Source organism: Enterobacter cloacae complex sp. S2, from assembly GCF_015159675.1.
Lineage (GTDB): Bacteria > Pseudomonadota > Gammaproteobacteria > Enterobacterales > Enterobacteriaceae > Enterobacter > Enterobacter intestinihominis.
Genome location: NZ_JADDTS010000012.1, coordinates 45,897 through 59,168 on the forward strand (window position 1 = coordinate 45,897; position 13,272 = coordinate 59,168).

14 protein-coding genes are annotated in these 13,272 nt (G+C 53.6%); 5 read left to right on the top strand and 9 right to left on the bottom strand.

Going from position 1 to position 13,272, the window contains the following annotated elements:
* Positions 1-102 precede the first annotated feature (102 nt).
* From IPZ49_RS06850 to IPZ49_RS06860, 3 genes are read right to left on the bottom strand one after another with little or no spacing between them, the layout of a single operon-like run.
* Positions 103-645, bottom strand: a complete 543-nt coding sequence (locus tag IPZ49_RS06850; RefSeq protein WP_022647405.1) for an acireductone dioxygenase — start codon at positions 643-645, stop codon at positions 103-105.
* Positions 642-1,331: an acireductone synthase gene (mtnC, locus tag IPZ49_RS06855; RefSeq protein ID WP_063147000.1), complete on the bottom strand. Its 690-nt coding sequence runs from the start codon at positions 1,329-1,331 to the stop codon at positions 642-644. The genes IPZ49_RS06850 and mtnC overlap by 4 nt, the downstream gene beginning before the upstream one ends.
* Positions 1,328-1,942, bottom strand: coding sequence for a methylthioribulose 1-phosphate dehydratase (locus IPZ49_RS06860; RefSeq protein ID WP_022647407.1), 615 nt, complete (start codon positions 1,940-1,942; stop codon positions 1,328-1,330). Before IPZ49_RS06860 ends, mtnC begins: the two co-directional genes overlap by 4 nt.
* A gap of 122 nt (positions 1,943-2,064) precedes the next feature.
* Here IPZ49_RS06860 and IPZ49_RS06865 point away from each other — a divergent pair, with 122 nt between their 5' ends.
* Complete coding sequence (locus tag IPZ49_RS06865) at positions 2,065-3,225, top strand: pyridoxal phosphate-dependent aminotransferase (RefSeq protein ID WP_063146999.1); 1,161 nt, start codon at positions 2,065-2,067, stop codon at positions 3,223-3,225.
* Here IPZ49_RS06865 and IPZ49_RS06870 read toward each other — a convergent pair whose 3' ends face one another.
* The 3 genes from IPZ49_RS06870 to IPZ49_RS06880 form a co-directional block, all read right to left on the bottom strand.
* The gene (locus IPZ49_RS06870) at positions 3,226-3,852 is read right to left on the bottom strand and encodes a ParB/RepB/Spo0J family partition protein (RefSeq protein WP_074143151.1); all 627 of its coding nucleotides are present in this window, start codon (positions 3,850-3,852) and stop codon (positions 3,226-3,228) included.
* Positions 3,837-5,060, bottom strand: a complete 1,224-nt coding sequence (locus tag IPZ49_RS06875; RefSeq protein WP_063146997.1) for a phosphoadenosine phosphosulfate reductase — start codon at positions 5,058-5,060, stop codon at positions 3,837-3,839. The genes IPZ49_RS06870 and IPZ49_RS06875 overlap by 16 nt, the downstream gene beginning before the upstream one ends.
* A gap of 128 nt (positions 5,061-5,188) precedes the next feature.
* Complete coding sequence (locus tag IPZ49_RS06880; protein WP_022647411.1) at positions 5,189-6,109, bottom strand: LysR family transcriptional regulator; 921 nt, start codon at positions 6,107-6,109, stop codon at positions 5,189-5,191.
* A gap of 621 nt (positions 6,110-6,730) precedes the next feature.
* Here IPZ49_RS06880 and ahpC point away from each other — a divergent pair.
* A complete protein-coding gene (gene ahpC / locus IPZ49_RS06885) occupies positions 6,731-7,294 on the top strand; it encodes an alkyl hydroperoxide reductase subunit C (protein WP_014882974.1) in 564 nt (187 codons plus the stop codon).
* A 241-nt stretch (positions 7,295-7,535) separates the two neighbouring features.
* Positions 7,536-9,101, top strand: a complete 1,566-nt coding sequence (gene ahpF / locus IPZ49_RS06890; RefSeq protein ID WP_063146996.1) for an alkyl hydroperoxide reductase subunit F — start codon at positions 7,536-7,538, stop codon at positions 9,099-9,101.
* 59 nt (positions 9,102-9,160) lie between these two features.
* Here ahpF and uspG read toward each other — a convergent pair whose 3' ends face one another.
* On the bottom strand, positions 9,161-9,589 hold the full coding sequence (gene uspG, locus IPZ49_RS06895; RefSeq protein WP_022647413.1) for a universal stress protein UspG: 429 nt from the start codon (positions 9,587-9,589) through the stop codon (positions 9,161-9,163).
* Between the two features lie 181 nt (positions 9,590-9,770).
* Here uspG and IPZ49_RS06900 point away from each other — a divergent pair, with 181 nt between their 5' ends.
* A complete protein-coding gene (locus IPZ49_RS06900; RefSeq protein WP_015571156.1) occupies positions 9,771-11,009 on the top strand; it encodes a zinc-dependent alcohol dehydrogenase in 1,239 nt (412 codons plus the stop codon).
* A 138-nt stretch (positions 11,010-11,147) separates the two neighbouring features.
* Here the strand turns inward: IPZ49_RS06900 and rnk are convergent, their stop codons facing one another.
* Positions 11,148-11,558, bottom strand: coding sequence for a nucleoside diphosphate kinase regulator (rnk, locus tag IPZ49_RS06905; RefSeq protein ID WP_022647414.1), 411 nt, complete (start codon positions 11,556-11,558; stop codon positions 11,148-11,150).
* A 262-nt stretch (positions 11,559-11,820) separates the two neighbouring features.
* Here rnk and IPZ49_RS06910 point away from each other — a divergent pair, with 262 nt between their 5' ends.
* Positions 11,821-12,447 (top strand): flavin reductase family protein, encoded by a 627-nt coding sequence (locus IPZ49_RS06910; RefSeq protein ID WP_063146995.1) that lies wholly within the window; start codon positions 11,821-11,823, stop codon positions 12,445-12,447.
* Here the strand turns inward: IPZ49_RS06910 and rna are convergent.
* Positions 12,441-13,250: a ribonuclease I gene (gene rna / locus IPZ49_RS06915; protein ID WP_023299580.1), complete on the bottom strand. Its 810-nt coding sequence runs from the start codon at positions 13,248-13,250 to the stop codon at positions 12,441-12,443. The two genes, IPZ49_RS06910 and rna, sit on opposite strands and share 7 nt — an antisense overlap.
* Between the last annotated feature and the right edge of the window lie 22 nt (positions 13,251-13,272).

The following is a 13,272-nucleotide window of genomic DNA, read 5'->3' on the forward strand; positions in this document are numbered from 1 at the left end:
TGTTCCCCTCACCCTCACCCTCACCCTAACCCTAACCCTCTCCCCAGAGGGGCGAGGGGATAGCACGGTGCTCGCATTACTTTGCGGGGTAGGGAGAAAAGATCAGGCCAGGCGTGGATACGCATCCGCGATTGCATCGCCCGTAAACTGGGCAACCCAGCCTTCCGGATTGTCGAAAATACGAATGGCGGTAAAGTTCGGCTCTGAACCCATGTCAAACCAGTGCGGCGTGCCTGCGGGTACGGAAATCAGGTCGTTTTTCTCGCACAGCACCTGATACACCTCATCGCCGATGTGCAGGCAGAATAGTCCCGCCCCTTCCACGAAAAAGCGCACTTCGTCTTCGCCGTGGGTGTGCTCGTTGAGAAACTTCGCACGCAGCGCCTCTTTCTGCGGATTGTCGGCGCGCAGGCTGATCACATCCCAGCTCTGGTAACCTTTCTCTGCCACCAGCTTGTCGATTGCATGCTGATACGCTTCGATCACGGCTTCGGGCGCAGGATCCTGCCCTAAATCACGGTCTGCCGCCCAGCGTTCAAACCGCACGCCTTTGGCGTTGAGCTGTTGGGCAATCTCGGCGGCGTCGGTGCTGTGCCACAGGTGCTTACTGGCGTCTTTATCGGAATAAATGGTCAATGCGCTCATGAAGGGATCTGCTCCGGGTTAATCTCGTCAAACTGGTGGATCTGATGGTGATGGCTTGCGCCGTCATCTTCACCGCGTATCAGTTGCAGGGTGCGAAAACCCGCCTGTTCAGCCGCGTCCAGCTCCTGATGAATATCCGACAGGAACAGGATCTGCGACGGGGCGATGCCCGTTTGCGCCGCAATATTTTGATAAGACTGCACCTCACGCTTGGCGCCGATGCGAGTATCAAAATAGCCGCTGAACAGATGAGTAATATCACCTTCGTCGCTGTAGCCAAATAACAGTTTCTGCGCGGCGACGGAGCCAGAGGAATAAACATAGAGATCAATCCCTTGTGCCTTCCATTTTTCCAGCGCGGGCAGTACATCAGGGTAGAGATGGCCGGTAAAGTCACCGTTGATGTAACCGTCCTGCCAGATGATGCCTTGCAGGGCTTTGAGCGCCGTCGATTTGCGGTCTTCATCCATAAAGGTAAACAGCACGTTGATAAGAACGCTGACGCTGGCATGCGGAGTGCTGATTTCATCGCGCAGGTTGTCCAGAATCGATTTGACCGGCTCGGCGTACTGCTGCGCGGTCACAAAGGCCGCCAGCCGCTCACGCGCGTAGGGGAACAAAACATCATGGACAAAACGGATATCGCTGGTGGTCCCTTCAATATCCGTCACAATCGCGCGAATCATACTCTCTCCCATTGTCGTAAACGCATTTCGCATTCAAATAAGAATTCTAAACCTTCCAGATGACGGCGGGCTTCGGCCACGTCGCGTCCCCAGCAGGTTAAGCCATGACCGCGCAGAAGAAAACCATAATTAAGCGGGCGTTCCTGCGCGTAATGGGCGATGCGAGAGGCGAGGGCGTCGATGTCCTGGTCATTATCAAACACCGGGATGGCCACCGTATCCCGATGCGTGGTCTGCCCGGTAAGGGATTTTTGCATCTCGAAGCCGGAGATCTTCAGCTCGGTCTCGTTGACCAGCCGCGACAGCACCGTGGCATTGACGGTGTGAACGTGCAGGACGGCGTTAGCCTCGGGGAACAGGCGGTATATGAGGGTATGCAGCCCGGTTTCTGCCGACGGTTTACGGCCAGAAGGCGCACGGTTGGTGGCGATTTCAACCTGTAGAAAATCGGCGGTGGTCAGGCTGCCTTTGTCTTTTCCGGATTCGCTCAGCCAGCACAGATGTTCATCCTGACGCACGGACATATTGCCGCCGGTAGCGGGCGCCCAGCCTTTAGCGCCAATCCAGCGGCAGGCCTCGACCAGGTGTGTGAGTTGCAGGTTGTCTGTCATTTCCTTTTACCCTCTCGGTCAGGAATATTTATATCATTTAGACGTCTAAGCGTCTTGATTGCCAAAGACTAACATCGTGTTATAGTGTCAGCAACATAAGTATTACAGGCAGGCACACTACAATGAGCAATAACCCGTTGATCCCGCAGAGTAAACTTCCGAATCTCGGCACGACGATTTTTACGCAGATGAGCGCCCTGGCGCAGCAGCACAACGCCATTAACCTCTCACAAGGTTTCCCGGATTTTGACGGGCCGAAATATTTGCAGGAGCGTCTGGCGTACCACGTTGGGCAGGGAGCCAACCAGTATGCGCCGATGACCGGCGTGCAGGCGTTGCGTGAAGCCATTGCGGATAAAACGGCGGAGTTATACGGCCATAAGCCTGACGCGAACAGCGATATCACGGTAACCGCAGGGGCGACCGAAGCGCTGTATGCGGCGATAACCGCCCTGGTGCGTACGGGCGATGAGGTGATTTGTTTTGACCCAAGCTACGATAGCTACGCCCCGGCGATTGAACTGGCCGGTGGCGTGGTGAAACGCGTGGCGCTCCAGCCGCCGCATTTTCGTCCGGACTGGCAGGCGTTTGCCGCGCTGCTGAGCGATAAAACCCGGCTGGTGATCCTGAATACGCCACACAACCCATCGGCGACGGTGTGGCAGAAAAGCGATTTTGCCGCCCTGTGGCAGGCCATCGCCGAACGTGAAATCTATGTTCTGAGCGACGAGGTGTATGAGCACATCTGCTTTGCCGAAGAGGGTCATGCCAGCGTGCTGGCGCATCCGCAGCTTCGCGAGCGCGCAATCGCGGTATCATCATTTGGGAAAACCTACCATATGACCGGCTGGAAAGTAGGGTACTGCGTAGCGCCCGCCGCCATCAGCGCTGAGCTGCGTAAAGTGCACCAGTATTTGACGTTTGCCGTAAACACACCCGCCCAGCTGGCGCTGGCGGATATGCTGCGCGCTGAACCTGAACATTACCGGGATCTGCCAGCTTTTTACCGTGCGCGGCGGGATCGGTTTGTGACTGCCTTGAGCGAGAGTCGGCTGGAGATCCTGCCATGCGAAGGCACCTACTTCCTGCTGGCGGACTACAGTGCGATTTCCGATCTGGATGATGTCAGTTTTTGCCAGTGGCTGACGAAAGAGGTGGGCGTGGCGGCCATTCCGCTGTCGGTGTTCTGCGCCGATCCCTTCCCGCATAAACTGATTCGTCTTTGCTTTGCGAAGCAGGAGTCGACGCTGCTGGCAGCGGCTGCGCGCTTAAATTCGCTCTGACTATTTAACCGTCCAGGCTTCTGAAAAACGACGGTCCGCGAAGAGTTCCAGCAGACCGTTGATTTGCTTCAGTCGCAGCACTTCATCGCTGTCCATACCCAACTCCAGGCCAATTTTCTGCTCACTCCAGCCCATAAGCACCAGTTCTCGCACGATTTCTGACATGGCATTGATCTGGTGGCGTCCACGCGCGCGGTTGTGACGAATGGTTGCAGCCATGCGATCGAACTTTTCGTGGCGTGCTTTACGCAGGCAGGTAACAGGGAGGTAACCTTTAAGTTGACGCTTCAGAATAGCCCGATGACTGCCAAGCTCATGGCGATGGAATCCATCGACAATTTCATAGCTCTCAGGCGCATTTTCCGTCACAACGATAGGTTGTGTGAATCCATCCAGCTCCAGTGATTTGCTGAGCAACCGCTTCTCCGCCGGAGCGACATTATTTGGGTTGTAGTCATTGGCGGTGATGTCAGTCTGTTTTATCCACAATACGCAGTCGACGGGTTGATTATGAAAAGGGCTGATTTCGTGTATTGCCTGACGAAAGGCATTAATAGCGCCGATTTTCTCTTCTTCAGAAAGGGCCTGCAGGTACGTCTGCATTTCTCTGATTATTTGCTGCTGCATAAAATCCCCCATTCCTTGCGTTTAGCTTTCACTCTTTCGCTGTAGCGTTGATAGTGTTTAGGTTTGTTTGGACTAAATGAGAGAGCCCGGCACCAGTAGTCATTGTTGAGTAAAACCTTGCAAATGCGTCGCCAGGAAGGGATATCTTTTGCGCCAATGTCACCCTCCTGCGTATCGGGAATATCCTCCAGGCCTCGCTTTTGATACCAGTGGAGATAAATTGCGATTTTATTTCGGTAATGTTCCGCCGTATTTTGCGGCATGCTGTCGAGTAGCAGCATGGCGTATTCGCGCCAGCCGAGATGGTCAGGTTTCAGGATCTTCCGGTGGCCATAAAAATGGTTATCGTGCCCGGCATAAATACCTCCACTTCGCACGCCGCAGGCGCGTTCACACATAGCCGCCCAGCGTTCGGGTTCAATGACATGATAGAGCCATAAGCCCTGACGCTGTTCCGGACCAAACGGTTCGCAGATGCGCATATAACGCGGCGGCACCCCCGCCTTGTACATCAGGTCGTATAACGGGTTATAGCAACATTTTGATTTCGCGAACCACGTCCAGATGTCGGCGGTTTTCCAGTCGTACAGTGGGTAGATATACCAGGCGTGCCCACCCGGGGCGACGGTCGTCCAGGGTTTATCGTCAGAAAAGCGCTGCTTACGCGCCGACGCGATAGCCAGAAAGCGGTTGTAAGATTCATCGGCGCGGATCCCCACCATGACTGCGGCAGGACGTCTTTGCGCATACCATTCGGCAAACTCGCGCACGAAGGCTTCAAACGTCATTCCCTGCTGATAAAAATCGAAATAGTGATAATCGGTAATGGCATCTTCTGGTGGCTGGCGAACCCAGTTTGTTCCGGGTTCCCAGCACTGCCATTCAGGTTGAAACTGTGACAGGGCGTTTTGGGTCGTGAGCGGAAGCGCTACCCACCAGAACTGGTGGATAACATCCCGATAGAGCGTTTTCATAGCGTCAACATGCTGAATGGTCGACGAGAATTGCGCTTCCCAGTCCAGAAAGATGACGTCTATTTTTCGCTTTAATTGCCGTGCTTTCTGGGCAACAAGATGCAGCATCACGGTAGAATCTTTTCCACCGGAAAAGGAAACGCATACCCTGGGGAAATTGTTAAGCGTCCAGTGTATGCGTTCCGCAGAAGCGTCTAAAACATTTTCCTGTAAAGGGATTTTATAGTTCGACATGATTAATCGCGTCCTGCGTGTTAAATGTCTGGGGAAAATCAAAACGATATTATGGAATTATTTGTCCTTAATTTCACGGAGTCATTTTTTTCGGTTCGCTTTAATTATATTCACCATGCAAATGTATTTTACGCAGACGGCGGAGAAACGCAGAGCTTATGCATTTTTTCAATGAATGTTGAAAAAACAGAGCTATTCAGTGATGAACGGCCGTAGAGCATATAGATCTTTAATTCAGGCAGCGCAAACGGTGGCTCAAGCCTTTTTAATTTCAAAGATTCTTTAAATGTTTCATAGATCGACACGGGGATATAGCCTAACAAATCAGATGAACTGACCATAGAGATGAGAGAGCTAAGGGAGTCGGTGCGAAAAGCAATATTTCTTTCCGGAAAAGCGTCATTGGCCCGACTCTGGAACTCTTTTACACCCGGATGAGCACTCTGGTAAAAAGTGAATTTCTCCTGGTATAGCGCGTCCACCGTAGCTGTGTCAGCGAGCCTTGGGTGGTCTGCTCTACAGATTAAGGCTATCGGCACCGTAGTGAAGTGGGTGCAGACCACAGAGCGATTGTGGATAGGTGCGATAGAGAAGATGAGATCGGCTTTACGATAGGCCAACAAATCTTCCGCTGATTCGGAGGAAATAAGCATATCTCTTTGTTCTATCTCATAATTCTCCTCAGATATTAAAAGCTTCAACGGTTCCAGCATCGAACCAGGAGACACCATTTGAGTGCAATAGATAACGAACTTTTTCTTGATGTCCGAGTGATGCATCATGTTGATCGTCTGCTCAAGCTGATTGAGATTTTTTTCCAGATGATGATGCAAGTTGGTACCTACCGTGGTGGGCGTAATTCCCTTCCCTGAACGGATAAACAGGGGATCATCAAGCTGACCGCGCAGGCGTTGCAGCGACTGGCTGACGGCGGATGGTGTGATATAAAGCGTCTCGGCAGCCCTACTGATACTGAGATGTTGGTAAATGCATTCGAAGATAACTAACAGATTGAGATCGAATTTTTTTAGGTCGTAGAGGTTTGCCATGTTTCGTCCTGAGTGAGTTGAGTTTGCTGTCGTTATCACACCATGGAGTACGACAGAGTGTAGTTACCCTTTACAATCCGTGTGAATAACTCGCTTAATTTAAAATTTAAGTGATCTTAATATATCACGGCTTTGGATTATTGAAACATATCTTCAAGAGTTATTAAGATAATTTTATCTTTAAAGTGTGATTGAATTATTTGAATGACAAATGGCGTTTATATATAGCGTGAAACCCATAATGAAATTAAATTTATAATGTTTCAATGACCTGTTCGAATCTGCCTATCACAGCCATAGGCAGGACTATCCCTCTTATGCATTGCTCATTGCGCGCAGGGGTGCTGTAATCAAACCGCTGTTACGGCCTTGATACAAGGTATGTAGAGCGCAACGCAACGCCAGCTTCGGCTGGCACTGAATGTACCTGCGGGGAATTCAGGTATCAGGGCCGCCCGTTGAGGCGGCCTTTTTACTTTCAGGCTTTCCTGTAAAAGGTTCACCTTGCTGTCTTGTTGCTGTTGTAAGGTTTGGCTGATTGATTTGATAAAGCATACGCATTAGCCCCGATGAACAAAGTTGGTTACCTTACACCTCAACGAAAACACGGAGGAAGTACAGATGTCCTTGATTAACACCAAAATTAAACCTTTCAAAAACCAGGCGTTCAAAAACGGTGAGTTCATCGAAGTTACTGAGAAAGATACCGAAGGCCGCTGGAGCGTGTTCTTCTTCTATCCGGCTGACTTCACCTTCGTTTGCCCGACCGAACTGGGCGACGTTGCAGACCACTACGAAGAACTGCAAAAGCTGGGCGTAGACGTTTACTCTGTTTCTACCGATACCCACTTCACCCACAAAGCGTGGCACAGCAGCTCTGAAACTATCGCGAAAATCAAATACGCGATGATCGGCGACCCGACTGGCGCCCTGACCCGTAACTTCGACAACATGCGTGAAGATGAAGGCCTGGCTGACCGTGCGACCTTCGTTGTTGACCCGCAGGGCATTATCCAGGCTATCGAAGTTACCGCTGAAGGTATCGGCCGTGATGCATCTGACCTGCTGCGCAAAGTGAAGGCGGCTCAGTACGTTGCTTCTCACCCAGGCGAAGTGTGCCCGGCGAAATGGAAAGAAGGCGAAGCAACGCTGGCGCCATCTCTGGACCTGGTCGGCAAGATCTAAATTTCCGTCGTCTTTCACGCCATAGCTGCGTTGGCGTCGCCTGCTCACCCCGGTCACTTACTTCAGTAAGCTCCCGGGGATTCTCAGGCTAGCCGCCTTGCTCTGACGCGAAATACTCTGGAAATTGTTTCAGTCATGGGCGCACCCGCGCCCATTTCATTCCAGCACCATGATGCAAGTTGCATTCAGGCAGCCCGTATAAGGCGGCTTGCATGATGACGTTTTAAGAGAGGGAAGAATAATGCTCGACACTAACATGAAAACCCAGCTCAAGGCCTACCTTGAGAAACTGACCAAACCTGTTGAGCTGATTGCCACGCTGGACGACAGCGCGAAATCGGCAGAAATCAAAGCGCTGCTGACAGAGATTGCTGAGCTGTCGCCGAAAGTGACCTTCAAAGAAGACAACACGCTGGCAGTCCGTAAGCCTTCTTTCCTGATCGCCAACCCAGGGTCTGACCAGGGGCCGCGTTTCGCGGGTTCTCCGTTGGGGCACGAATTTACGTCCCTGGTGCTGGCGCTGCTGTGGACCGGTGGTCATCCGTCAAAAGAAACGCAGGCGCTGCTGGAGCAGATCCGCGATATCGACGGTGATTTTGAGTTTGAAACCTATTACTCGCTCTCCTGCCACAACTGCCCGGACGTGGTGCAGGCGCTGAACCTGATGTCAGTGCTCAACCCACGCATTAAGCACACGGCGATTGACGGCGGTACGTTCCAGAACGAAATCACCGAGCGCAACGTGATGGGCGTTCCGGCGGTTTACCTGAATGGTCAGGAGTTCGGCCAGGGGCGTATGACGCTGACCGAAATCGTCGCCAAAGTGGATACCGGCGCAGAAAAACGTGCGGCGGAAGAGTTGAACCAACGTGATGCGTACGACGTGCTGATTGTTGGCTCCGGCCCGGCGGGCGCGGCGGCAGCGGTTTACTCCGCACGTAAAGGGATCCGTACCGGTCTGATGGGCGAGCGTTTCGGTGGTCAGGTTCTGGATACCGTAGACATTGAAAACTACATTTCCGTGCCGAAAACCGAAGGCCAGAAGCTGGCCGGGGCGTTGAAAGCGCACGTCAGCGACTACGACGTGGATGTCATTGACAGCCAGAGCGCCAGCAAACTGGTTCCGGCCGCGGTCGAGGGTGGTTTGCACCAGATTGAAACGGCGTCCGGCGCGGTGCTGAAGGCGCGCAGCGTGATCATTGCCACTGGCGCGAAATGGCGCAACATGAACGTGCCGGGCGAAGATCAGTATCGCACCAAAGGCGTGACCTATTGCCCGCACTGTGACGGCCCGCTGTTCAAAGGTAAACGCGTAGCGGTGATCGGCGGCGGTAACTCCGGCGTGGAAGCGGCTATCGACCTGGCGGGGATTGTTGAACACGTTACCCTGCTGGAGTTCGCCCCTGAGATGAAAGCGGACCAGGTGTTACAGGATAAAGTACGTAGCCTGAATAACGTCGACATTGTGCTCAATGCCCAGACGACAGAAGTGAAAGGCGACGGCAGCAAAGTGACCGGTCTGGAATACCGTGACCGCGTGAGTGGCGATATCCACAGCGTAGCGCTGGCAGGGATCTTTGTTCAGATTGGTCTGCTGCCAAACACCACCTGGCTGGAAGGCGCAATTGAGCGCAACCGCATGGGCGAGATCATCATCGATGCGAAATGCGAAACCAGCGTGAAGGGCGTATTTGCGGCGGGCGACTGCACCACCGTGCCGTACAAGCAGATCATCATCGCTACCGGTGAAGGTGCGAAAGCCTCGCTGAGCTCGTTTGATTACCTGATCCGCACCAAAACTGCATAATAAAAGAAAGCAAGACGACACCTGCAATACAAGAGGCCACCAAAAGGTGGCCTCTTTTTTTATCTGACGACCATCACCGGAATGTGGGTGTGGCGGATCACGCTGGAGGCGTTCGACCCCAGCAGGTGCGTGGTAATAGACGGGTTGCGCGAACCAATCACCACCACGTCTGCGTTCAGCTCCGCGGCCAGTTCATTAACGGCGTCACGCACGCTACCGAACCGGACGTGGGTTTTTATGCGGGAAGGATCGATGCTGAAGTGCCCGACCATGGTTTGCAGGCGCGTCTCGGCTTCATGCTGTAAATGCTCTTCAAAACGACGCACATCAGCAGCGAAACGATGCAGGCTCAGGCTGGCAGAGCCCGGTAAAACATGCAGAAGATGAATAACTCCGTCCTGCTGCGCGAGAAATTCCGCGTGACGTACAGCCTTATCACTCAGTTCCATTTCGAAAACATCAACCGGCATAATGATTGTTTGATACATAACCGTTTCTCCTTGTTTATAAACGCTGAAATCATTCAACCACAAAATATAAAAGGTTTCTGTAATCCCGACAGCACTTTTTTATCTCGCCAGGATAAATCTCAAAACAGCCGGATTCCGGGGCAGATCCCGAGAGGTAGCTACCCTTTTATAAGCTTACCCACACCCTTTCGGAGGTTGCATGAAAGCTCTCACCTATCACGGTCCACATCATGTTCGGGTCGATAATGTCCCCGATCCGGGCATCGAACAGCCTGACGATATCATCCTGCGCGTAACAGCCACGGCGATCTGTGGTTCCGATTTGCATCTTTATCGCGGAAAAATTCCCAAGGTCCAGCACGGCGATATCTTTGGTCATGAATTTATGGGCGAGGTGGTGGAGTGCGGGAGCGAAGTGAAAAACGTGCAGAAAGGTGACCGGGTGGTGATCCCGTTTGTGATTGCCTGCGGTGACTGCTTCTTTTGCCAGATGCAACAGTACGCGGCCTGCGAAAACACGAACCGCGGGCAGGGCGCGGCGCTGAACAAAAAGCAAATTCCCGCCCCTGCCGCGCTGTTTGGCTACAGCCATCTTTACGGCGGCGTGCCGGGCGGACAGGCGGAGTATGTGCGCGTCCCGAAAGGCAACGTGGGGCCGTTTAAAGTGCCTCAGCTGCTGTCAGACGACAAAGCGCTTTTCCTGTCAGATATTCTGCCTACCGCCTGGCAGGCGGCGAAAAATGCGCAGATCCAGAAAGGCTCCAGCGTCGCCGTATTCGGGGCCGGGCCGGTGGGGTTGCTGACCATTGCCTGCGCGCGGCTTCTCGGCGCAGAGCAGATTTTTGTGGTTGACCATCATCCCTATCGACTGCGGTTTGCCCAGGAGCGCTACGGCGCGATCCCGATTAACTTTGATGATGATAACGACGCGGCGGAGAAAATCATTGAGCAAACGGCCGGGCAGCGCGGGGTGGATGCGGTGATTGATGCCGTCGGGTTTGAGGCCAAAGGCAGCACGACGGAAACGATCCTCAGTAACCTGAAAATTGAAGGCAGCAGCGGCAAAGCCCTGCGCCAGTGCATTGCTGCGGTGCGACGCGGCGGCGTGGTCAGCGTGCCGGGCGTGTACGCCGGTTTCATCCATGGCTTCCTGTTTGGCGATGCCTTCGATAAAGGGCTGAGCTTTAAGATGGGGCAGACGCACGTCCACGCCTGGCTGGGAGAGCTGCTGCCGCTTATCGAAAAAGGGTTGCTTACACCGGAAGATATTGTGACCCACTATCTTCCGCTGGCTGATGCGGAGCGCGCCTATAAGATCTTCGAAAAACGGGAGGAGGAGTGCCGCAAGGTGATCCTGGTGCCTGGCGCAGACACCCCGGAGGCAGCGCAGCAGAAAGTGAAGGGACTGGTGAATGCCTTCCCCGGCGGCGTTGTGTGAGGTTTCGTCCCCACGGCACTACGACAGAGTAAACATGGATTAAGCGGTTTTTGTCCGATATAAGACAATCGGTGAATTTGCGGAAAGAGGATGCAGGTGCATCCTCTGTGCAAAGCGGGGTCGCTTGTTCAGAAGGGATTAACGCAGGTAATCGCCAGCGGCTTCGGGCTGGTAGAGCAGCTCAAGCACTTCCAGATGGGCTGAGGCGCCGCCCGGGAGTTCCCAGTGAATAGTATCGCCCGTGCGCAGTCCAAGCAGCGCCGCGCCCACGGGTGCCAGCACCGAAAGCTGCATGCTGCTGTCGGTCATCTGCGCCGGATAGACCAGCGTACGGGTGAGTTCCTCCCCGGTGGTCAGGTTGCGGAACTTCACCTGGCTGTTCATGGTGACCACATCATGCGGCATGGTCTCAGGCGTACACATCTGCGCCCGGTCTAGCTCTTCGTTCAGCGCATCGGCTACCGGCAGCGAGGCGAATTCTGGTTTCTCCAACAGTCGGTCAATACGTTCTGCGTCGAGTTCATTGATGATAATCGTAGGTCTGGACATTTTTACTCCATGTCGTTAATGCTGCGTGTAACGCAGAAACCAATCCAAAAGAAAACCCTCGCCGTCTGGCAGCGAGGGTTTAACTTATCTGATGATACTGTCTGAAACCCTAAGTTTGAAGTGATGAAGGTCACATTCGTGCGCCATATGAATTTTTGGCAATAAACCCGGCATCCCGATTCACGCTGAACGGAAATTTCGTTACGCTGGTAAAACTTAAACCGGGCAATGCGCGTTGCAGCCCCAGTGTAGAGAGAGCGATATGTACTTTTACCAACCGTCTCAGGGGCACGGCCTGCCGCACGACCCGCTGAACGCCATTATCGGTCCGCGCCCGATTGGCTGGATTTCATCCTGTGATAAGGCCGGTCAACTGAACCTTGCCCCGTACAGCTTCTTTAACTGCTTTAACTATCGCCCACCGATCATTGGTTTTTCCAGCAACGGCTGGAAGGATAGCGTGCGGAATATTACCGAAACGGAAGAGTTTGTATGGAACCTCGCAACGCGCGATCTGGCTGAGGCGATGAATGAAACCTCCGCCACACTCCCTCATGGCGAGGATGAATTTACCTTTGCCGGCCTGACGCCCGTAGCCAGCCAGCTTGTGCGCTCGCCGCGCGTGGCGGAAAGCCCGGTGAATTTCGAGTGTCGATTGTCACAGTGCATTCAGTTGACCGGCGCGGATGGGACACCGATTGATACCTGGCTGGTGCTCGGCGAAGTGGTGGGCGTCCATATCGCTGAGAGTTTGCTGGAAGAGGGGATTTACCAGACCGCGAAAGCGCAGCCCATTCTGCGTGCGGGTGGACCGTCAGCCTACTACGGCATCAGCGACAGCCATCGCTTCGATCTGGTACGCCCGGATGCGCGCAGGAACAATCAGTAACCGGCTTTATCGATAACAAACTGTTTGCCGCAGTTGCCCGGATGCGGCTGTGGCGCAAAGGTGCTGGCTGAGAGCGAGTTGTTAATGGTGCTGGATTTTAGCGAGATCTGCATCTCGGTCAGATAAGCCGGATTGCCATGGCAGGTAAGCTTGAACGCTTTTACGTTCTGTTTCCCCCAGCTTTTGGCCACGGCTGCATCAAAATCGCTACGGCGGACGGTCTTGCCATAGTTTTCCGCCAGAAATTCCCCAACCGCACTATTTTTCACTTCCTGGTTCATGCGCACCATGGTGCCGAAGTAAGCGTCGGGATCAAAACCAAAGCAGACGCCGTGTTTCGCGTATTCATAACGTTCAAGGCAGGAGTTGCCGCCCGCGCCGGGCATCACGCTGTTCAGCTTCGCCGCGCCCGTTAGCGATAGTCCGGTCTCTGCGGCGTCACATTTGCGGCTGGCTTTTGCTTCCGGCAAATTCGGAACCGGACGAGTGGCACAGCCGAAGCGCATCCAGCGGCGTTCATCCACTCCGCGAGCGGCAATAGATTTCGGCAGCGCTGGCCATAAGCCGTGGACGGTCAGAAAATCGGTTTTGTTGCTGCTCTCTTTTTGCAGGCGACACTCTTCCGGTTCGTCACGGTTGCGTTCGACCATACTCTGGCAAAATCCCGTTTGCCAGGAAAGCGCCAGAACGTAGCGATCGAAATCGCCGTACTGGGTTGGCTTAAGCGGATCTGCCTGAATTGAGAAGACACAGAGTGCAAGCGCTACTGCGCCAGACGGGATAACGATATCCTTCCTGAACATTTGCTTTCCTGATTGGTTGGGC